Origin of the sequence: Dactylosporangium sp. NPDC050688 (genome assembly GCF_040654515.1) — a bacterium.
In the GTDB taxonomy this organism is placed as follows: Bacteria; Actinomycetota; Actinomycetes; order Mycobacteriales; family Micromonosporaceae; genus Dactylosporangium.
In genome coordinates this window covers 24,070-44,269 of sequence record NZ_JBFAIC010000025.1, presented here as the reverse complement: position 1 = coordinate 44,269, position 20,200 = coordinate 24,070, and the positions used below count along the sequence as shown (strand labels likewise).

Sequence of the window (20,200 nt, the reverse complement as noted above, 5' to 3'; positions counted from 1 at the left end):
AAGCGGCGCGCGGCGACTCGCCGATCCGGACGCCGAGACCATACGCTGATCGTCGAGGCCATCGCGAAGACCACCGACTTCACGACCGGCCATCGCCGGCCAAGCCTGACGCCGATACCGCCAAATTGCTCGTCAGATACGGTGGAACAGCAGCTCGGAGCCCATGCCGGCCGGTTACCGAAGGCTTGTCGGAATACTGTCGGAAATTCACTGCCAGCAGTTGTCTTCTACCATCGGGCCATTTTTGACAGAATGCGGATCAGGGGTCAATCAAGATCCATGTGGGTCAAGGTCGAGGTTGTTCGCCGCGGCACGTCCGTGCGATCCTTGGCACTTGACGAAACTTGACATGTCGGCACGGGTTTCGGAGCGTACTGCGTGGTGATCCAGCTTCCCGATCCGGTTCAGTTGCCGGCTGGGCCACATCGGGACCTCGTCGTCGCCATGCACTCGCTGTACAACGACGCCGGCAAGCCCGGTTCCAGGATCATCAGCGTCGGCATCCGCAAGAACTTCGAGTTGGACGAGACCGTCTCCCACGAGACCATCACCGCCACGCTCGGCGGCAAGTCGGTGCCGTCCTGGGGCAAGGTCCGCTCGATCGCGGTGCAGCTGGACCAGATGTCCGACCGCAACCACGACATGACCACGTTCCTGGAGAGCCTGCTCGGGCTGTGGCTGGCGGTGCCGGCCGCGCCGCCGAAGGCCGCGAACCGGATCACCGGCGGGGGCGCGCAACCGGCCGCGCGCGCCGCGCCTGTCCAGACGGAGCTGCGGCGCTCGCGGGCCGCGGCGAACGCGGCACCGGTCCCACCGGCCGAGCGGATCCGCAGCGAGTTTCCGGAGCGCAACCCGTACTTCGTCGGCCGGGAGATCCTGCTGGACACCATGGCGGCCCGGCTGCGCTCGCAGCGGCCGAGCCCGCTGGTGCTCTACGGGCTGGGCGGCGCGGGCAAGACGCAGCTGGCGCGGGAGTACATCGAGCAGTACGCCGACGCGTACGCGGTGATCTGGTGGATCCCGGCGACGCGGGCGGGCTCGGCGCTGACCGAGCTGGCGGAGCGGCTCGGGGTGCCGGCACAGGCCAACGTCAAGCAGACCATCGACAACGTCATCTCCCGGCTGGAGTCGGCCGGGGCGCCGTTCCTGCTGGTGTTCGACGGGGTGGAGAACGAGCAGGTGCGTCCGTTCTTCCCGTCGATCGGCGGGAAGATCATCGTGACCACGCGGGACCCGGCGTGGGCCAACGACAGCTCCTACCTGGCGATCGAGGTGCCCGACTTCGACCGGGCCGAGGCGATCCAGTTCCTGCGCAAGCGCTTCCCGGAGCTGCGCGGTGACGACGCCGACGAGCTGGCCAGCCGGCACGGGCGGCTGCCGCTGGCGCTGGAGCAGATCGCGGCGCTGAAGCTGGCCTCCGGGCTGAGCTGGGAGGAGCTGCGCGACCGCCTCGACGAGCCGGGGCCGGGCCTGCTCGCGACCGGGCAGCCGGCGCACTACCCGCACACCGTCGCCGCGCTGCTGCAGGTCGCCCTGGACCAGCTGCGCGAGACGAACCCGGTGGCGGTCGAGGTGTTCGAGCTGTTCGCGTTCCTGGGCTCGGAGCCGGTGTCGGTGACGCTGCTGAGCGTCGACCACGGCGACGAGCTGTCGCCGGACCTGATGCGCACGATGCGCAACCGGCTGAAGCTGAGCAAGGTCATCCAGCAGATCAGCCGCTTCGGCCTGGCCCGGCTGCACCGCGAGACGCAACGCATCGAGGTGCAGCCGCTGATGCGCCTCGCCCTGCGCGACGCGCTGAGCCCCGAGGCCCGTGACCGGGCCCGCCGCAACGTGCACGCGATCCTGGCCGCCGCCGACCCGGGCTGGCCCGACGACCTCGCCTCGCAGGACATGCACCGGGAGATCGCCGCGCACGTGCTGCCCTCCGGGCTGGTCGGCTCGGCACTGCCGGCGGCCCGGCTGACCGTCTTCCACCAGATCCGCTACCGCTACCTGATGGGCGAGTACGAGGACGCCAACCGGCTCGCCGAGGCCGCCGTCACCCGCTGGAGCGCGGCGGAGTTCCTCGGCGCCGACCACGACCTGGTGCTGCTGAGCACCAGAGAATGGGCCAACGGGCTGCGCGCCGTCGGGCAGTACCAGCAGGCACACGACCTGACCAGCGACACGATGCCGCGGCTGCGGGACAACCCGGCCTTCGGCCCCGACCACCGCGAGACCCTGGCGCTGGCCACCAGCCACGCCGCGGACCTGCGCATCGCCGGGCAGTACCGGGCCGCGTACGACATCGACCAGGACACCTACCACCGCTACCTGGACTCCCCGCAGCACGGCCAGCTGCACGCGCTGACCTCGGCGAGCCTGCACAACCTGGCGGTGAGCTGCCGGCATCTGGGCCGGTTCGCCGAGGCGGAGGAGATGGACCGCTTCGAACTGCTGCGGCACCTGGAGCGGCACGGCACCGAGCGGGACAAGACGCTGCTGACCGTCAACGCGCTCGCCGAGGACCTCTACGGGCTCGGTCGCTACCGCGAGGTGATCGAGCTGCAGCAGCACTACGCCCCAACCGCGTTACGGGTCCTCGGCGAGACCCACCGCGGGGTCCTGCGCGCGGCACGGACCGTGGCGCTGGCCCGGCTCGGCATGGGCGAGACCGCCGAGGCGCTCAACGCGCTGCGCGACCACTACCACGACTGCATCACCTCGCTGGGGCCCGTGCACGAGTACACCCTCGCGGCGAAGATGAGCTACGCCAACGCGCTGCGCCTGCAGGGCCGCCAGGAGCACCTGCCCGACGCGTTCCAGCTCGCCGCCGAGGCCGTCGGCTCCTACCAGCGCACCTTCGGCCCCCGCAACCCGCTCACCCTCGCCGCCGAGGTGAACCGGGCCTCGATCCTGCGGGCGAAGGGCGAGTACCTGCGGGCCCGGGCCGCGGACACCATCGCCTACGACGCCCTGCACGACACCGTCGGCAAGGATCACCCGTACACCATCGCCACCCTGGTCAACCTCGCCACCGACATGTCGCTCACCGGCGACGCGGTCGGCGCCCGGGGCCGCTCCGAACAGGCCTACCTGCTGGCGAAGCAGGCACGGGGCGACCACCACCCGGACACACTCACCGCCGGGGCCAACCTGGCCCTGGACCGGTACGCCGCGGGCGAGGTCGACGCCGGCCAGCGGCTCCTCGAAAAGGTCCTCGCCGACCTGCGCAGATCCCGCGGACCGGCACATCCGGCGGTCGCCGAGGTGGCCCGCGGCGCGCGGCTGGACGCCACGATCGAACCGCCACCGACATGATCGCGAGCCGGCGTCAAGAATTGTCAACCGGCACCCTCGGCATTGCCAGGTGCTGCTGAAACGTCCAATCTCACATTACGGCGAGTCCGGTCCGGGGTGCCCGGAACGACCCATGATCGCCCTGCCGGAGCCGCTGGGGCGCCACCCGCGGGCCGACGGTCTCTTACCCCGTCGCCGCTGGTCAGCGCGCCCCCTTCCACGTCAAGAATCGTCAAGCGACGAACGTGGGATTGTCAGAGCCGTGGGCGCACCGACACACTTCTGTACGCTCGGGGTAGCGGGGTCGCGACAATTCGGACTTTTCTAGCGCCCCGGTTTTTTCTGTCAAACGGCTCGCAGCCCTTTGAGTGGAGGCCTACCGGTGGATGCCGTTTCCGCACCGACAGCTGGCGACCAGCATGCTTGGGCGCCCCTGATCGACGTGTCGGACCTCCCGCTCACGGAACTGCTCAGCACCGGCGACTCGGTGCTGGCACGCTCCGTGCAACGGCTGGTCCGCAGTCTCGACGATCCTGATGGCATTATTTCCGCGTTCCAGTCCTACGCCTCGTCGTGATCGACGCGGCCACCGACGCCCGGCCTGCCACTGCCGGCAGTGCCCGGGCCGGCGTGGCCGCGGCGCGGGAAGCGCACCGGGCGGCGGCGCCCTGGCCCTACGCGACGCTCGACGTGGCGGCGGCACGGCGCAACGGTTGGCAGCCGGCCCCGGTGCACGACATCGTTCTGAAGATCCATCAGCGGTGCAACCTGGCCTGTGACTACTGCTACGTCTACGAGACCGTGGACCAGAGCTGGCGGGACCGGCCGGCCGCGATGCCGCAGGACGTGTGGGAGGCGGCCGTCGACGCGATCGGCCGGCACGCACAGACGCGCGGCTCGCGGGGCGTACGGGTCATCCTGCACGGGGGTGAGCCGCTGCTGTTCGGCACCGAACGGATCGGCGCGCTGACCACCCGGCTACGGGCCGCGGTGCCGGACACGTGCGCCGTCGAGGTGGGCATGCAGACCAACGGTGTGCTGCTGACCGAACGCCGGCTCGAGGCCCTCAGGCCGCATGGCATCACCTTCGGGGTGAGCATCGACGGCGTGCCCGAGGTGCACGACGCGCACCGGGTCACGCGCAGCGGGCGCGGCAGCTTCGCCGCCGCCGCGCGCGCCCTGGACCTGCTGCGCCGGCCGGAGCACCGGGCGAGCTACGCGGGCATCCTGTGCACGGTGTCGGCCGGCACCGACCCGATCGCCTGCTACGAGCAACTGCTGGCGTTCGACCCACCGACCGTCGACCTGCTGCTGCCGCACGCCAACTGGCAGCATCCGCCGCAGCGGCCGCACGACGCAGCGACGCCGCACGCGGACTGGCTCATCGCCGTGTTCGACCGGTGGTACAGCGGCGGCGAGACGCGGATCCGGCTGTTCGAGGACGTGATCAGCCTGCTGCTCGGCGGCGGCTCCCGGTCCGAGCAGATCGGGCTGAGCCCCGCCGCGGTCGTGGTGATCGAGTCCGACGGCGCGATCGAGCAGGTGGACGCGCTGAAATCGGCGTACCCGGGGGCCTGCGCCACCGGCCTCGACATCCGCCACGACGAGCTCGACAGCGTGCTCGACGACCCCGGGATCATCGCCCGCCAGCTGGGGCCCGCCGCGCTGTCGGACACCTGCCGCGCCTGCCCGGTGCACCGCGTCTGCGGCGCCGGGCACTACGCGCACCGGTTCCGGCCCGCGGAGGGCTTCCACAACCCCTCGGTGTACTGCGCCGACCTGCGCAAACTCATCGACCACGTACACGGACGGCTGTCCGAGGATGTCAGAAGGCGGGTAGCAGGACAGGTGACAGGAGCATCATGACGACCGAGCACCGGTTGACGCCGGAGGAGTTCGACCGGCTCGCCCGCGGCGCCGGCGGCACCCAGGCCGTCCAGTCGCTGCGGGCCGCCCAGCTGAGCAAGCACCTGCTGCTCATCTCGCGGCTGCTGGAGCACTGGCCCGGCGACGCCGCCGAGCGCGACGCCGTGGTGCGCGCGCTGGAGACCGCCCGCGCCGCCGACCCCGGGGCGTTCGGTGAGATCCTCGGCGCGCCGCTGGTCGGCGCCTGGGCGTCGATCGTCAACCGGGCGCTGCTGCACGGCGGCGCCGGGTGGCAGGACGTCGCGCACCTCAACGGCCTGGCCGTGGTCGCCTGCGCGGCCGCCGGGGTCGACGCCGACGTGGCCGTCCCCGTGCGCGACGGCGTCGTGAGCGTCCCCGGCGTCGCCGCGGCGACCGTCGACTCCACCACCGCCCGGCTGGTGGCGAAGGCCGGCCGGCTCACCGTCGAGGCCGGCGGCACCACCCTGGACGAGCACGCCGGCGGGTGGCTGCCGGTGCGCCACCTGGCCGGCGACGCCGCCGGGCGCCGGATCCGGCTCGGCCTCGACGACCTGGACCCGTTCCGGCACGGGCACCACGCTCCCCCCGCGTCCCGCCTGCCGGTGCCGGAGCTGGAGCGCTGGCAGGCCCTGTTCGACCAGGCGTGGCGGCTGCTCGCGGAACTGCTGCCGACCCGGGCCGCGGAGCTGCAGGCCGGGCTGCGGACCCTGGTGCCGCTGGCGCAGACCGACGAGCGGGCCGCCCGCAGCGCGACGATCCGCCACGCGTTCGGCGTGTTCGGCCTGACCAGGCCGCCGACCGCGGCGGACTTCGCGGTGACGCTCGTGCACGAGTTCCAGCACTCGAAGCTCAGCGCGATGCTCGACATCATGACCCTGACCGACCCGACCGACCGGCGGCGGTTCTTCGCCCCCTGGCGGGCGGACCCGAGGCCGATCGCCGGGCTCCTGCAGGGGGTGTACGCCTTCGTCGGCGTCGCCGAGACGTGGCAGGCGCTGCGGGCGGACGCCAGGTTCGGCCCGCACGCGCAGCTGCAGTTCGCCGAGGCCCGCCTGCAGGTGGACCGCGGGCTCAGCGCCGTGGAGGAGTCCGGGGCGCTGACCCCGCAGGGTGCGTCGCTCGCCGCCGGCCTGCGCCGGGCCACCGACGCGATGCTGTCGGAGCCCGTGCCGGCCGCAGTCGCGCTGGAGGCCGAGCAGCGGCTGGAGCGCACGAAGCAACGCTGGCTGGCCGCCCAGGCCTCCTGAGCCTTACGTCGGCGGCGGCTCGATGTCACCCTCGGGCCGCTGCCGGCGCTCGATCGCCACCACGTCCGGGTGGTTCGGGCCGAGCGCCTTGCGCAGCCCGGTGACCGCCCGCCCGAACATCCGGTCGGCCTCGGTCTGCTCGCCGAGGGCCCGCAGGTCGTGGGCCAGGGTGACCTCACGCATCAGCAGGTACGGGTGCTCGGCGTTGTCCCGCGCCTCGTGCACGCCGCCGTAGGAGCGGCTCATCTGTAGCATCTGCCGGGACATCTCGGCGGCCCGCTCGCGCTCGCCGGCGATGGCGAAGTCGGCGGCCAAGGATGTGCCGGCGCACAGCGTGTATGGGTGGTCCGGCGACAGCACCGCGCCGAGTGCGGTGAAGCACCGCTCGTCGATGGCCCTGGCCTCGGCGTGCTCGCCGCGGGCCCGCCGCAGGATCGCCTCGTTGACCCGGGCGACCAGGGCCAGCGGGTGCTGCTTGCCGAAGTGCTGGTCGTAGCGCTTCAGCGAGTCGTCGATCAGGGCGAGCGCCTCGTCGTACTCCCCGACCTCGCGCAGCGCGTTGCTGAGGCTCATCGCGGCCGCGAGCGCGAACTCGTGGTTGGAGTCGGGCTTCGAGCCCTCCCGGAGCCGCTCCTGGTTGGGCCGGGAGTCGAAGCGCTCCTTGACCCGCTCGTGGTGGTCGCGCAGGATGCCGACCGCCTCGTCGCGGCGGCCGGCCTTGCGCAGCATCACCCCGTAGGTCCGGCCGGCCAGCAGCACCTGGCTGTGCAGGGGGCCGAGGCTCTGCTGCAGCGGCTCGCGCCACAGCTCGATGACGTCCAGCCCGGCCTGGTAGGCGCCCATGCCGTAGTAGTCGCGGGCCATGTTGAGGTACGCCGACAGCGCCCGCGGGTCGGTGCCGCCCATGCTCTCCCAGTGGGTGGCGATCTCCCGGTCGAGCGCGAGCGCCTTCTCGAACTCGCCGACCATCCGGTAGTCGACGGCGAGGTTGGCCTTGGCCCGCAGCGTGTACTTCTCGAACGGGCCGAACACCTCGTCGTGCAGGCCGACCGAGACCAGGTCGAACTCCAGCGCGTCGCGGTACAGCCCGGCAATGCGCAGGTCGGCGCCGACCTGGTTGCCGGTGATGAGCTTCGACTCGTGCCGCTCGCCGAAGCCGGCCGAGCGGGACATGACCGTGTACGCGGTCTGCGCGAGCTCCCTGGCCTTCTCGCTGTCGCCGAGGGTGCGCGTCGCGTTGGCCAGCAGCGCGATGGCCTGCACCGTGAAGTCGCCCTCGGGCCCGTACTGCGGGTCGGTGGTGTCCTGCGACCAGACGTCGACGGCCCGCTGCGCCAGGTCGCGGCTGTCCTCGTAGTTGCCGGTCAGGTACAGGTAGCGGGCGTGGTGCAGGATGACCTGCCGGGCCGCGACGTTCTCCGCCGAGATCATCCGGGCGGCGGTGAGATGCGCGCCGAGGTCCCGCTGGCGGGACAGCTCACCGACCTCGTCGGGGTCGCCGGGGTTGGCGGCGGCGAGGATGTTCTGCGCGTTGAGCAGGGCCCGGCGGCGCCGGTCGTCGTCGAGGCTCTCCTGCAGCACCCGCTGGACCAGCCGGTGGACCTGCAGCCGCTCGTCCTGGTCGACCTTGGCCAGACCGTACCGGCTCAGGTCGCGCACCACCCGGCTGCGCTCCAGCGGCACGGCCAGGGTCGACTTCAGCGGCTCGGCGATGTCGGCGTCGCGGCCGTACCGCAGCAGCGACACGGCGACCGGCTCGCCGCCGAGGAACGCGAAGAGCTCGAACATCTGCGCCGTGGCCGGCGCGACCTCGCGCAGCCGCTGCACGGCCAGATTGACGAACGCGGCGACGGTGACCGGGTAGCCCTGCGGCCGGCCCTCCGACAGCAGCTCCCGGCTCATCTGGTTGTCGAGCAGCTCGAGGTAGTCACGGATGGGCATCGCGGTGGCCAGATACCACGACACCGCCTGCTCCAGCGCCAGCGGCAGGTCGCCGAGCTTGTCGGCGAGCTCGTCGGCCTCGGCGTCGCTGATGCGGGCCTGCCCGTGCGGGTCCTGGCTGCGCCGCTGCAGCAGCTCGACGCTCTCGCCGCGCTCGAACACGTCGACGGCGATCGAGGACCAGCCGCTGGCCAGCTCCTGGTTGCGGGTGGTGACGATGACGTGGCCACCGTGCGAGGGCACGAACTGGTCGAGGATCACCGCCTCATCGACGTTGTCATAGACCAGCAGCCACGACAGGCCGCTGTCGGCGAGGGAGTCCAGCACCGTGCGGGCGGTGCGGCGGCGGTCGTCGGTCGTGGTCAGGCCCAGCCGCTCGGCGAGCTGGGCGAGGGAATCCAGGACGCTCGCGGTCTGCTCGGCGGCGATCCACCAGATCAGGTCGTAGTCGTCGATGTTGCGGTAGACATACTCGACCACCAGCTGGGTCTTGCCGACACCACCCATGCCCTGCAGCGTCTGCGGCAGCACCGAGGCCTTCGAGCCCTGCCGCAGCGCGGAGCCGAGGCGCTCCAGCAGCGCGACGCGGCCGGTGAAGTTCCTGTTGCGGATCGGCACGCCGCCGCCCCAGATCGGCTGCGAGCCGTCAGCGCGGCGGGAGCGCACCGGTCGGCCGCCGACGGAGGGGCGCTCGACCCGCACGTCCGGCGAGGTGCGTTCGGCGTCCACGGACAGCACCGACGCCGAATGCCCGAACAGCAGGCCGCCCTTGACCGAATCTGCCCACTGGCGCAACTCGTCCGCATTCGGCGGCCCGGTGACCGCTTCCAGCGCATCGATGAACGTCAACAGCGAAGGAATCTCACCGGACGCATTTTCGAGGCCGAGCACGGCGGCGCGAATGTCGGACCAGCCGGCCCTCGTCGACAGCGGGCCGCCGGCCTGCACCCGCTCGCCGGCCGCGGCGAGCTGCTCCACCGGCACGTCGCGCAGGATGTCCAGCAGCGCGTCGCGGTCCGGCCCGGACAGCAGCTCCGGACCGGCGATGCGGTCGGCGATGGCGACGGCGTCGGCGGTGAACACGGCCGGATAGATGCCGTGCAGCACGCGGGCGAGGCTGCGCAGCCCGCCGGAGCACGCCTGGCAGGCACGCAGCACCGACTGCACGTCGCGCCGGTGGTCCGGGAAGCGCCGGGCCTCCAGGTCACGGTCGAGCCGGCGCTCCGTCTCCTCCACCGCGGCATCCCACGCGTCGGGGTCGGACAGCTCCGGCACCAGCAGCAACACGTTGACCAGACCGTCGAGTCGGCCACGGCCGGATTGCACTTGCGCCACGGACACTCATTCCCCACGCACGACGAATCCCGAGCACAAAGAATATCCGATCTGCCCGCCCGCGGAAATGCCCGAACTCGAATGGCGCATTCTTCGGTGGGCTCCGCAGTAATTGATCACCGTCGCACTCGTGATGTGAGTTTGTTTCGCCGGAACCCCGCGTTCAGCGCAGCAGCGACTCCTCCAGCAGGTCCAGGGCGGCGGTGACGTCTCGGGAGACCAGCAGCATCGACATCGCCGCGGGGCGGACGAACTCCTGGTCGACCAGGCCGCGCAGCCACCCGACGAGGCCCTCGTAGAAGCCGTCGGCGTCGAAGAGCACGACCGGTTTGCGGTGCAGGTCGAGGGTGGCGGTGGTCCACACCTCGAACAGCTCGTCGAGGGTGCCGAGCCCGCCGGGCAGCACCACGAACGCGTCCGCCCGCTGGATCATCATCGTCTTGCGCGAGGCCATGCCGTCGGTGACCACGAGCTCGTCGGACTTGGTGTCGGCGACCTCCAGGTCGACCAGCGACTGCGGGATCACGCCGTAGGTGCGGCCGCCGCCGTCGCGGGCACCGTCGGCGACCGCGCCCATCATGCCGACGCAGCCGCCGCCGGAGACCAGCTCGTGGCCGCGCCGGCCGATCTCGACGCCGAGCTGGTGGGCCAGGTCGAGCCAGCGCTGGTCGAGCCGCTGCGACGAGGCGCAGAACACGCCGATCGACGCCATCAGCCGCTCGCCTCGCGGGCGGCGCGGCGGGCCGAGGCGGCCTCGACCTCCTCGAGGTCCTCGCCGGCCATCGCGATGTGCTGCACGGCCTCGTCGACGTCGTCGGTGAGGAACAGCAGGTCCAGGTCCTCGGGGCCGATCTTGCCGTCGGCCTGCATGGTGTCGCGCAGCCAGTCGACCAGGCCCCGCCAGTACGCGGTGCCCATCAGCACCACCGGGAAGCGGGTGACCTTCCTGGTCTGCACCAGGGTCACCGCCTCGAACAGCTCGTCGAGGGTGCCGAACCCGCCGGGCAGGACCACGAACGCCTGGGCGTACTTGACGAACATCGTCTTGCGCGCGAAGAAGTAGCGGAAGTCGATGCCGAGGTCGACCCACTCGTTGAGCCCCTGCTCGAACGGCAGCTCGATGCCGAGCCCGACCGACAGCCCACCGGCCTCCGCGGCGCCCTTGTTGGCCGCCTCCATGACGCCGGGGCCGCCACCGGTGATGACCGCGTAGCCGGCCCGCGCGAGCGCCCCGCCGAGCTCCTCGCCGAGCTTCCACTCCGGGCTGTCGGACTTGCTGCGGGCCGAGCCGAACACGCTCACGGACGGCGGCAGGTCTGCGAGGGTGTCGAAGCCCTCCACGAACTCGCTCAGGATCCGCAGCGCCCGCCAGGCGTCCTTGGTCTTCCACTCGCTGCGCAGGCGCGAGTCGAGCAGCCGCTGGTCGGCGGTGCTCGGCGGGATGGAGTCGCGGCGCAGCGTCACCGGTCCGCGGTGCCGCTCAGGCGGCTGGCTGGTCCTGCCCTCGGTCATGGCCCCCACCGTACGTGGATCTCATGATGCAATGCACCGATGGGGCGTCCTCGGGGGCTGGTCGCCGTGCCGGCGGTCGTGATCGCCGCCGTCGCCGGCGGGATCTGGTACGGCGCGAGCGCGCCCGGCGCCACCCGCACGTCGCTGGCGGCACCGTCACCGCCGGTCGCGTCGTCCCCGCCGCCCTCCCCCACGCCGTCGCTGTCCCGCACGTCGTCGCCGGTGGTCACCGCGGTCCCCGCCCGCGGCACCGGGAGGTTCGACCACAGCGCCACCGGCGGCGAGCGGGCCGGCGGCGCGGGCCGGCTGGTGCGGTACACGGTCGCCACCGAGCAGGGCACGATGGTCGACCCGGAGGTGTTCGCGGCGGCGGTCCACACGACCCTCGCCGACCCGCGGAGCTGGATCGCGGGCGGGCGGGTCTCCTTCCAGCGGGTGCCGGCGGGGCAGCCGAGCGAGCTGACCGTGCACCTGGCCACCCCCGGCACGACCGACACGATGTGCGCGAAGCGGGGCGTGCGCACCCGCGGCGAGGTGTCCTGCCGGGGCGGGCGGGACGTGATCATCAACCTGAAGCGCTGGCAGCTCGGCGTCGCCTGGTACCCGCGGCTGGCCGACTACCGCGACATGGTCGTCAACCACGAGGTCGGGCACTTCCTCGGCAACGGCCACGCGGTGTGCCCGCGCAGGGGCGCGCCGGCGCCGGTCATGGCCCGGCAGACGTTCGGCCTGGAGGGCTGCGCGCGCAATCCGTGGCCCTACCCCGACGGCAGGACGTACGTGACAGGCCCCGCGGCACCGCGATGATGCCCGATCCCGGTGAGGAATCGGGTGCGGTGGACAACGTTTGCCGGTGTCATCGCGTCGTACCCGGTATACCGGACGGCAGGGTGTAGGGGGTGACCGGTATGACACGTGCCGAGCACGACCGCCGGAAGCGGCAGATGAACCGGCGGATCCGCGAGGTGCTCGCGGTGCGTCGCATGCTGGCCGCGATGGACCCGCTTGTCGAGCCCCCGGAACCCGCAACGCACGAGGGCTGAGACCGGTTACGCGCCGGCGGCTCGGGCTGTACGCCGCCGGCTCGGGCCGTGCGCCGCCGGCTCGGGCCGTGCGCCGGCGGCCTGGGTTACGCGGCGCCGGTCAGCCAGCGCCGGACCGCGTCGGCGCCCTCGACGATCTTGTCGAGCTCGACGTGCTCGTCCTGCTTGTGCGCGAGGTTCGGGTCGCCGGGGCCGTAGTTGAGCGCCGGTACGCCGAGCGCGGCGAACCTGGCCACGTCGGTCCAGCCGAGCTTGGCCCGCGGCGGCTGCCCGATCGCGGCGAGGAACTCCCGCGCGGGCGGCGCGTCCAGGCCCGGCAGCGCGCCCGGCGCTGTGTCGACGACCCGCAGGTCGAAGCCCTCGAGCACGTCCCGCACGTGCGCCGCCGCCTGCTCCTCGGAGCGGTCCGGGGCGAACCTGAAGTTGACCTCGACCACGCACTCGTCGGGAATGACGTTGCCGGCGACCCCGCCGCTGATCCGCACCGCGTTGAGCCCCTCGCGGAACTCGCAGCCGTCGATGGTGACGGTGCGCGGCTCGTACCCCCGCAGGCGCTGCAGGATCGGGGCGGCCTTGTGGATCGCGTTGTCGCCCAGCCAGGACCGCGCCGAGTGCGCCCGGCGGCCGCTGGTGCGCGCCAGCACCCGCAGCGTGCCCTGGCAGCCCGCCTCGACCAGCCCGTGCGTCGGCTCCAGCAGCAGCGCGAACGACGCGTCCGTCAGCAGCCCGGGCCGGCTGTCGGCGAGGATCTTCAGCCCGTTGCGCGCCGAGTCGACCTCCTCGCACTCGTAGAAGACGTAGGTGACGTCATGCCGGGGCTCGGCCTCGGTGACCGCGAGGTGCAGCGCGATCGCCGTGCCCGACTTCATGTCCGAGGTGCCGCAGCCGTGCATGACGCCGCCCTCGGTCCGCGACGGCCAGTTGTCGTTGAGCGGCACCGTGTCCAGGTGCCCGGCCAGGACGACCCGCTCCGGGCGGCCCAGCTCGGTGCGCGCGACGATGGTGTGGCCGAACCGCTCGACCTTCAGCGTCGTGCCGCTCAGGGCCTGCTGGACCTGGTCAGCGATGTCCGCCTCGTTGCCGGACACCGACTCGATGTCCACCAGGGCGCGGGTCAGGGCGACAGGATCGGCGAGCACGTCATGGGACAGCATGCCCATACCCTAGATGCGGTAGCGTTCGACCACGTGACGACCGCCTACATCGACTCTCCCGCCTGGGGACTTGGCCTGGCCACCGTGACCGCGACCGGGCAGATCCTGGACGCCTGGTTCCCCACCGGTCAGCTCGGCCTCGGCACGCTGCCCTCGCTGCCGCCGGTGCTGGACATCCCGGCCACCGGGCCGCTGCCCTCGCTCTCCGTCGAGGTGGTCCAGGTCGAGATCGGCTCGCTCGGCGACGCCCCGGCCTCCACCGCCGACGTGTACCTGCGGCTGCACCTGCTCTCCCACCGGCTGATCCAGCCGCACCAGGCCAACCTCGACGGGCAGTTCGGCATGCTGGCCAACGTCGCGTGGACCTCGGCCGGCCCGTGCCTGCCGGAGCAGGTCGACGAGCTGCGCCTGGCCGAGCGCCTCGCCGGGCGGCGGCTCACCGTGTACGGCATCGACAAGTTCCCGCGCATGGTCGACTACGTCACCCCGTCGGGCGTCCGCATCGCCGACGCCGACCGGGTCCGCCTCGGCGCGCACCTGGCGCCCGGCACCACCGTCATGCACGAGGGCTTCGTCAACTTCAACGCCGGCACCCTCGGCACCTCGATGGTCGAGGGCCGCATCTCCGCCGGCGTCGTCGTCGGCGACGGCACCGACGTCGGCGGCGGCTCCTCGATCATGGGCACCCTGTCCGGCGGCGGCAAGGAGGTCATCCGCCTCGGTGAGCGCTGCCTGCTGGGCGCCAACGCGGGCATCGGCATCTCGCTCGGCGACGACTGCGTCGTGGAGGCCGGCTGCTACATCACCGCCGGCTCGAAGCTCACCCTGCCGGACGGCACCGTGGCGAAGGCCCGCGAGCTGTCCGGCGTGCCGAACCTGCTCTTCATCCGTAACTCGGTCTCGGGCCGCCTGGAGGTCCGCGAGCGGGCGGGCCGCGGCATCGAGCTCAACGCCGCGCTGCACGCCAACTGAGGCTGCCACCGGATCCGGCCACCGGGCCGGATCCGGCGCTCGCTCCGGGTTCCGGGCTGCCGCCGGCCTTCTTGGGATCGGCCTTTCTCGGGATCGGCCTTTCTTGGATCGGCGCCGCGCCCTGCCGTGGCCTGCTGGCACCTGCCGTGCGGCCGGCGGCCGCTTGCCGCCCGGCCGCTTCGCCTTCCAGCGGTGACTTGGCCTTCCGGCGGTGACTTGGCCTTCCGGCGGTGACTTGGCCTTCCGGCGGTGACTTGGCCTTCCGGCGGTGACTTGGCCTTCCGGCGGTGCGCCGGCCCGGTGGGGCCGGCGCTCGCGCCGTCGTGCTTCAGGCCGCGGCGAGTCGCTTCGCGGCCTCGGTGATGCGCTCGTCGCTCGCCGTCAGGGCCGCCCGGACGTGCCGGCTGCCGTCGGGGCCGTAGAACGCGCCCGGGGCGGTCAGGATCCCGCGCTCGGCGAGCCAGGCCACCGTGTCCCACGAGTCCTCGTCGCGGGTCAGCCACAGGTACAGGCCGGCCTCGGAGTGTTCGACCGTGAAGCCGGCATCCTCGAACGCGGTGCGCAGGATCTCCCTGCGGGCGGCATACCTGTCGCGCTGCTGCCCGACGTGCTCCTCGTCGCCGAGGGCGGCGACCATCGCGGCCTGCACCGGGGCCGGCACGATCATGCCGGCGTGCTTGCGCACCGCGAGCAGCTCGTCGACCAGGGCGGGGTCACCGGCGACGAACCCGGCGCGGTACCCGGCCAGGTTGGAACGCTTCGACAGCGAGTGCACCGCGAGGACGTTGTCGAACCGGCCGTCGCAGACCGACAGGATCGAGACCGGCTCGGCCTCCCACGGCAGCGGCAGGTAGCACTCGTCGCTGGCCACGATCGCGCCGCGCTCGCGCGCCCAGTCGACCACCTTGCGCAGGTGGGCCGGGGGCAGCACGCGACCCGTCGGGTTGGACGGCGAGTTGACCCACACCAGGCGTACCCGAGCTGGGCCGAGCGACGTCAGGGCGTCGGCGCGCACGACGGTGGCGCCGCTGAGCTGCACGCCGACCTCATACGTCGGGTAGCAGACCGGCGGGATGACCACGGTGTCGCCGGGGCCGAGCCCGAGCAGCGTCGGCAGCCACGCGACCAGCTCCTTCGAGCCGATCGTCGGCAGCACCCCGAAGTCGTCGCCGCCCGGCGCGCACCAGCGGGTCACCCAGGCGCGGATCGCGGCCCGCAGCTCGGGCGTGCCCGCCGTCAGCGGATAGCCGGGCGCGTCCGACGCCGCCGCGAGGGCAGCACGGATCGCCGCGGGCACCGGGTCGACGGGTGTGCCGATCGACAGGTCGACGATGCCGCCCGGGTGCCGGGCCGCCGCCGCCTTCGCCGGCTCCAGCCGGTCCCACGGGAAGTCCGGCAGCCCGGCAGCGAGCGCTCGCCGGGCGCCGGGCTGGACGATGCCGGTCAGTGGTCGTGCTCCTGGGGCGGCAGGCCGGCGACGAACGCCGCGTCCTTCTCGACCTTGCCGACCTTCGAGGCGCCACCGGGTGAACCCAGCTCGTCGAAGAACGAGTAGTTGGCGCCGACGAAGTCCTTCCACTTCTCCGGGACGTCGTCCTCGTAGAAGATCGCCTCGACCGGGCACACCGGCTCGCAGGCACCACAGTCGACGCACTCATCCGGGTGGATGTAGAGCATGCGGTTGCCCTCGTAGATGCAGTCGACAGGGCACTCCTCGATGCACGCCTTGTCGAGCAGGTCCACGCAAGGTTCGGCGATGATGTATGTCACGGGTCGCCCTCTTTCGCGCCTGAGGCTGCCAACGTGATTGGCGAACCCCGCCGCATCCCTACCGCGGCGGTACGAGCCTAGTATCCCGCCAGTCTGGAGGTGCAGCGTGCTCGGTCCACAGCATGTGGGAAGTCGGGTCGTCGTGCGCCGCATCGTGGGACATCGCGGCGACAGGCCGGTGTACTCGGACATTCTGGGCCGGCTCGTCGAAGCGACCGAGACACATCTCACAGTGCGTACGCGCGACGGAGCCATCCGCGTTCCAATGGCTGAGATCCACCGCGCCAAGACCGTCCCGGACCGGCGCCGCCTCACCCCCACCGAGGCCATCGAGGTCGCCGCGGCAGCCGGCTGGCCCGCCGGCGAGCGCGACCGGCTCGGCGACTGGCTGCTGCGCGCCACCGGCGGCTGGACGATGCGGGGCAACTCCGCCCTCGTGGCCGGCGACCCGGACCTGCCCCTGCCCGATGCCGTCGACGCGGTCACCCGGTGGTACCAGGACCGCGGACTGCCACCAGCAATAAGCGTACCGCTGCCGCTCTTCCGGCGCATTGACGCCGAGCTGGACCGCCGCGGCTGGACCCCGATGCCGCTGACGCTGGTGATGACGGCCCGGCTGGCCGACCTGCCCGCCGCCGCGGACGAGCAGGTCACGCTCGACGCCGCGCCGTCGCCGGAGTGGCTGACCGCGGTGGCCGGACGCAAAGGAGCCCTGCCGGCGTCGGCGCTGCAGGTCCTCACCGGCGTGCCGCAGGTCAGGTTCGCGAGCCTCCGCGACGCCACCCACGGTGCGTTGCTCGCGACCGGGCGGGGATGCGTCGCCGACCCCGAGGGCCGCTGGCTGGGCCTGTCGCTGATCGGCACGGAGGAGCACGCCCGGCGGCAGGGCCTGGCCCGGCGGGTCGCCGCCGCGCTCGTCGCGTGGGGTGCCGAGGTGGGCGCCACGGACGCGTACCTGCAGGTCGAGGAGCGCAACACGGGTGCGGTGGCCCTGTACGACCGGCTCGGCTTCACCACGCACCACGTCTACCTGACGCGCCGCCTGCTGCCCGCCGGCTAGCACTGTACGGCGTGGCCACCCCCGGCACTGCGCGCGCTGCGTGCGGCGTGTGGTCACGCTGCTCGAACGTGGCGGCGTGCGGGCCGTGGTCGCCGCCGCGCCGGCCGGACCGCCGTGATCCAAGTCGCGTCGGCCATCCAGGCGACCACAGCACGACTTCGATCAAGCGAGCAAGATCAACACGGACCCGGTCGGCGACCACAACCGGATCAACCACCCGCTGCGACCCGCAGCACCCGACAGCGTCGCGACCCACGGCACCCGACACCGCCGTGGTCCAAGTCGCGCCCCGGCCATCCGGGCGACCACGGCACGACTTGGATCAAGCAGGCAAGCTCAACGCGGTGTCGGCCAACGGCCATGACCGGATCGGCCGCCCATCGCGGCCCGTCGCGACCCGCGCGGCACCCGATACCGCCGTGATCCAAGTCGCGCCCCGGCCATCCAGACGACCACGGCACGACTTGGATCAAGCAGGCAAGATCAACGCGCGCCGGTCGACGACCACGACCAAATCGGCCACCCGCCGCGACCCGCGCGGCACCCGATACCGCCGTGATCCAAGTCGCGTCCCGGCTATCCAGGCGACCACAGTGCGACTTCGATCAAGCAGGCAAGATCAACGCTGGTCGGTCCGGCGGCCGCGACGGGGACCGGCCACAGTCCGCCGGGCGGCAATCCGTCGGGGCTGGTTGTCCGGCAGGCAATCCGTCGGGCGGCGGGCTCCCCTGGCGGCCGGCTCCCTGGGGGCGGGCCGTCGGGCGGCGGCTTGCGGCTCAGCGGCGCACGATGCGGCGGGGCTTGGTGCCGGCGCGGTCGATGTAGCGCTTCCAGGACTGCGACCGGTAGTCCAGCCCGAGCGTCATCAGCGCCAGGGTGCCCAGGACGGCGCCGATCGCGGACAGGCCGACGAAGTAGAAGAACTGGCGGAACACCAGCCCGACCCCGTTGCCGAACGGGGTGGCGCCCGACACGAACGGCCCGATCAGCACCGCCAGCACGCACGCGGCGACGACGGCGATGCCGAGGTCGGCGATGACGTGGAGCATCGGGTGGCGCCGCCCGTACCAGAACGCGACGGGGATCATCACGGCTCCGACGGCGAACAGCGCCCACAGGCCGATGGTGATCTGCTTGGCGTCGTCATCGCCCGCGGCGAACCGCACCACGAGCCTGGCGACGACGTTGACGAGGAAGAGTGCCCCCGCGACGATGCCGACCGGCAGCCACCGCTCCTTCATCCCACGCCTCCGCTGGTGCTCGTTCGCCGCATGACGCCCGCGGTCACGGACGGTGCGGGAACGTGTCTACCTGTCCACGCTCTGTGGCGCAAGAGCAGTTGGCTTAGAGTTCGCTGGGGCCGTGACCCGACGGCGCAGCACCGTGACGTAGATGCCGATCGCGAACGCCAGCGGACCGGTGAACAGCGTCAGCAGCCCGACCCAGTTGTCGTTGGTGATGAGCAGGTCACCCTCGGTGGTGCGGCCGGCGGCGAGGATCCACACGACGCACCAGGCCCCGGCGGGCAGCAGCGCCGCGAAGCGGCGCCCGGTCGTCGTGAACGCGAACCACCCCAGCAGCGGGTTGGTCACCAGCGCCAGCACCAGGGCGATCGGGATCCGCACGTTGCCCTCGCCCGGACCGGAGAACCCCAGGTCGGAGACGCGCAACGGAGCCAGGAACGCCTCGAGGGCGGCGAGCACGACCGCGAGCAGCACGGCCAGGACCAGTCCGCCGGCGGTGATCACGAGGTCGAGCGGCCCACCGGGCAGGTGCGCCGTGCGCGGCTCCGCCGGCGCCGTGCCCGGGACGGTGGCGCCCGGGACGGTGGCGCCCGGCACGGTGGAGTCCGGCACGGTGGCGCCCGGCACGGTGGAGTCCGGCACGGTGGCGCCCGGCACGGTGGAGTCCGTCTGCGGCACCGCCACCTCGCCGGAGAGCGGCGCCGCACCGGCCTTGTCCAGCGAGGGCCCACCGCCACCCGAGGCCGCCGATCCGGTGGGCTGCTCCTGCGACGGTCGCCCGGCCCGTGCCGCGGTGCCCGCCTTGCGCTTCGTCACGACGCCGCGGTCTCCAACTGCGGCATGACCGCCTCGACGTCCAGACCGGCGAAGAGGTCTTCCTCCCAGCCGTGCGGCCCCACGCCGGGACCCTTGACCCCCCGGGCGAGCTGGTAATACTCCACGCCCATGAACTCGGCGCCGAAGTTGCCCGCGATGGCGAACAGCCACGACGACGGCGGGATCTGCGTCGCGTGGGCGCGCAGCGCGGCCGTCTTCTCCTCGGCGAACTCGTGCCCGTCGAGCCGGGCCGCGATCTCGTGGTCGGGCGTGCCGAACGGCAGGTCCTCGGGCTTCTCCACGTCGGCGAACGGGTTGTCCGACGAGTCGCGGAACTCCGCCATCCCCGCCTCCAGCACGCTGCGCGGCACCGCGGTCCAGTAGACCTTCGCCGGCGCGATCCCCTCGGCGTCGGCCAGCTCGACCGCCCGCATCAGCACCCGGTGGGCCTGGATGTGGTCGGGGTGACCGTAGAAGCCGTTGGGGTCATAGGTGACCGCGACCTGCGGCCGGACCTCGCGGATCACGTCGAGCAGCTCGCCCGCGGCCACGTCGAGGTCGGCGCCCCAGAAGGCGCGGGGGTGGTCGTTCGGCGGGGTGCCCATCATCCCCGAGTCGCGGTAGCGCCCCGCGAAGCCGAGGAACCGGTGGTCGGTGACGCCCAGCCGGCGGCACGCCTCCTCCAGCTCCGCGATCCGGTAGCCGCCGAGCTGGTCGGCGGCGCCGGCGGCGAGCCCGGCGAGCTCGGGGCGGTGGATCTCGCCCTCCTCGCCGAGGGTGCAGGTGACCAGGGTGACGTGCACGCCGGCGGCCGCGTAATGGGCCATCGTCGCGCCGGTCCCCATCGACTCGTCGTCGGGGTGCGCGTGGACGAACAAGATGCTCCGAGCACTCACAGCGCCAACTCTACGACGTACGTATGACACTTCCTCCGCGG

General features: G+C 72.5%; 17 protein-coding genes. 8 read left to right on the top strand and 9 right to left on the bottom strand.

Features of this window, described 5'->3' with window-relative positions; all coding sequences use genetic code 11:
* The first annotated feature begins 444 nt into the window (after nt 1-444).
* The 4 genes from fxsT (AB0H83_RS23815) (at nt 445) to AB0H83_RS23800 (ending at nt 6,416) form a co-directional block, all read left to right on the top strand.
* Nucleotides 445-3,303 (top strand): FxSxx-COOH system tetratricopeptide repeat protein, encoded by a 2,859-nt coding sequence (fxsT, locus tag AB0H83_RS23815; protein WP_360097848.1) that lies wholly within the window; start codon nt 445-447, stop codon nt 3,301-3,303.
* A gap of 361 nt (nt 3,304-3,664) precedes the next feature.
* The gene (gene fxsA / locus AB0H83_RS23810) at nt 3,665-3,859 is read left to right on the top strand and encodes an FxSxx-COOH cyclophane-containing RiPP peptide (RefSeq protein ID WP_162189761.1); all 195 of its coding nucleotides are present in this window, start codon (nt 3,665-3,667) and stop codon (nt 3,857-3,859) included.
* Nucleotides 3,856-5,148, top strand: a complete 1,293-nt coding sequence (locus AB0H83_RS23805; protein WP_360097844.1) for an FxsB family cyclophane-forming radical SAM/SPASM peptide maturase — start codon at nt 3,856-3,858, stop codon at nt 5,146-5,148. Before fxsA ends, AB0H83_RS23805 begins: the two co-directional genes overlap by 4 nt.
* A complete protein-coding gene (locus AB0H83_RS23800; RefSeq protein ID WP_360097841.1) occupies nt 5,145-6,416 on the top strand; it encodes an HEXXH motif domain-containing protein in 1,272 nt (423 codons plus the stop codon). The genes AB0H83_RS23805 and AB0H83_RS23800 overlap by 4 nt, the downstream gene beginning before the upstream one ends.
* Before the next feature lie 3 nt (nt 6,417-6,419).
* Here AB0H83_RS23800 and fxsT (AB0H83_RS23795) read toward each other — a convergent pair whose 3' ends face one another.
* The 3 genes from fxsT (AB0H83_RS23795) to AB0H83_RS23785 form a co-directional block, all read right to left on the bottom strand.
* Complete coding sequence (gene fxsT / locus AB0H83_RS23795) at nt 6,420-9,692, bottom strand: FxSxx-COOH system tetratricopeptide repeat protein (protein ID WP_360097838.1); 3,273 nt, start codon at nt 9,690-9,692, stop codon at nt 6,420-6,422.
* 163 nt (nt 9,693-9,855) lie between these two features.
* Nucleotides 9,856-10,404 (bottom strand): TIGR00730 family Rossman fold protein, encoded by a 549-nt coding sequence (locus AB0H83_RS23790; RefSeq protein ID WP_360097835.1) that lies wholly within the window; start codon nt 10,402-10,404, stop codon nt 9,856-9,858.
* On the bottom strand, nt 10,404-11,204 hold the full coding sequence (locus AB0H83_RS23785; protein ID WP_360097832.1) for a TIGR00730 family Rossman fold protein: 801 nt from the start codon (nt 11,202-11,204) through the stop codon (nt 10,404-10,406). The genes AB0H83_RS23790 and AB0H83_RS23785 overlap by 1 nt, the downstream gene beginning before the upstream one ends.
* 39 nt (nt 11,205-11,243) lie before the next feature.
* On the opposite strand from AB0H83_RS23785, the gene AB0H83_RS23780 reads away from it, so the two are divergent.
* Together AB0H83_RS23780 and AB0H83_RS23775 are read left to right on the top strand one after the other, a co-directional pair.
* Nucleotides 11,244-12,011: a DUF3152 domain-containing protein gene (locus tag AB0H83_RS23780; RefSeq protein WP_360097829.1), complete on the top strand. Its 768-nt coding sequence runs from the start codon at nt 11,244-11,246 to the stop codon at nt 12,009-12,011.
* 101 nt (nt 12,012-12,112) lie between these two features.
* A complete protein-coding gene (locus AB0H83_RS23775) occupies nt 12,113-12,247 on the top strand; it encodes a hypothetical protein (protein WP_360097826.1) in 135 nt (44 codons plus the stop codon).
* Nucleotides 12,248-12,333: 86 nt separating this feature from the next.
* Here the strand turns inward: AB0H83_RS23775 and dapE are convergent, their stop codons facing one another.
* Nucleotides 12,334-13,401: a succinyl-diaminopimelate desuccinylase gene (gene dapE, locus AB0H83_RS23770; RefSeq protein WP_360097823.1), complete on the bottom strand. Its 1,068-nt coding sequence runs from the start codon at nt 13,399-13,401 to the stop codon at nt 12,334-12,336.
* Between the two features lie 33 nt (nt 13,402-13,434).
* Here dapE and dapD point away from each other — a divergent pair, with 33 nt between their 5' ends.
* Nucleotides 13,435-14,373 (top strand): 2,3,4,5-tetrahydropyridine-2,6-dicarboxylate N-succinyltransferase, encoded by a 939-nt coding sequence (gene dapD, locus AB0H83_RS23765; RefSeq protein ID WP_360097820.1) that lies wholly within the window; start codon nt 13,435-13,437, stop codon nt 14,371-14,373.
* A gap of 328 nt (nt 14,374-14,701) precedes the next feature.
* Here dapD and dapC read toward each other — a convergent pair whose 3' ends face one another.
* On the bottom strand, nt 14,702-15,811 hold the full coding sequence (dapC, locus tag AB0H83_RS23760; RefSeq protein ID WP_360098039.1) for a succinyldiaminopimelate transaminase: 1,110 nt from the start codon (nt 15,809-15,811) through the stop codon (nt 14,702-14,704).
* Between the two features lie 5 nt (nt 15,812-15,816).
* The gene (gene fdxA, locus AB0H83_RS23755) at nt 15,817-16,143 is read right to left on the bottom strand and encodes a ferredoxin (RefSeq protein WP_033358407.1); all 327 of its coding nucleotides are present in this window, start codon (nt 16,141-16,143) and stop codon (nt 15,817-15,819) included.
* A 106-nt stretch (nt 16,144-16,249) separates the two neighbouring features.
* Between fdxA and AB0H83_RS23750 the strand changes: the two genes are divergently transcribed.
* Entirely contained in the window at nt 16,250-17,203 is a 954-nt protein-coding gene (locus AB0H83_RS23750; protein WP_360097815.1) for a GNAT family N-acetyltransferase, read from the top strand.
* A 776-nt stretch (nt 17,204-17,979) separates the two neighbouring features.
* On the opposite strand, the gene AB0H83_RS23745 is transcribed toward AB0H83_RS23750, so the two are convergent.
* The 3 genes from AB0H83_RS23745 to mshB form a co-directional block, all read right to left on the bottom strand.
* Nucleotides 17,980-18,444, bottom strand: a complete 465-nt coding sequence (locus AB0H83_RS23745) for a hypothetical protein (protein WP_360097812.1) — start codon at nt 18,442-18,444, stop codon at nt 17,980-17,982.
* A 66-nt stretch (nt 18,445-18,510) separates the two neighbouring features.
* Entirely contained in the window at nt 18,511-19,263 is a 753-nt protein-coding gene (locus AB0H83_RS23740) for a hypothetical protein (RefSeq protein WP_360097809.1), read from the bottom strand.
* Entirely contained in the window at nt 19,260-20,159 is a 900-nt protein-coding gene (mshB, locus tag AB0H83_RS23735; RefSeq protein ID WP_360097806.1) for an N-acetyl-1-D-myo-inositol-2-amino-2-deoxy-alpha-D-glucopyranoside deacetylase, read from the bottom strand. Before mshB ends, AB0H83_RS23740 begins: the two co-directional genes overlap by 4 nt.
* Nucleotides 20,160-20,200 lie beyond the last annotated feature (41 nt).

Bases quoted from the DNA above. Each gene is read 5' to 3' on its own strand.
- AB0H83_RS23785 (WP_360097832.1), bottom strand. From the start codon at position 11,204: ATGACCGAGGGCAGGACCAGCCAGCCGCCTGAGCGGCACCGCGGACCG.
- dapE (WP_360097823.1), bottom strand. From the start codon at position 13,401: ATGCTGTCCCATGACGTGCTCGCCGATCCTGTCGCCCTGACCCGCGCC.
- AB0H83_RS23775 (WP_360097826.1), top strand. From the start codon at position 12,113: ATGACACGTGCCGAGCACGACCGCCGGAAGCGGCAGATGAACCGGCGG.
- AB0H83_RS23790 (WP_360097835.1), bottom strand. From the start codon at position 10,404: ATGGCGTCGATCGGCGTGTTCTGCGCCTCGTCGCAGCGGCTCGACCAG.
- AB0H83_RS23800 (WP_360097841.1), top strand. From the start codon at position 5,145: ATGACGACCGAGCACCGGTTGACGCCGGAGGAGTTCGACCGGCTCGCC.
- AB0H83_RS23745 (WP_360097812.1), bottom strand. From the start codon at position 18,444: ATGAAGGAGCGGTGGCTGCCGGTCGGCATCGTCGCGGGGGCACTCTTC.
- fxsT (WP_360097848.1), top strand. From the start codon at position 445: ATGCACTCGCTGTACAACGACGCCGGCAAGCCCGGTTCCAGGATCATC.
- AB0H83_RS23780 (WP_360097829.1), top strand. From the start codon at position 11,244: ATGGGGCGTCCTCGGGGGCTGGTCGCCGTGCCGGCGGTCGTGATCGCC.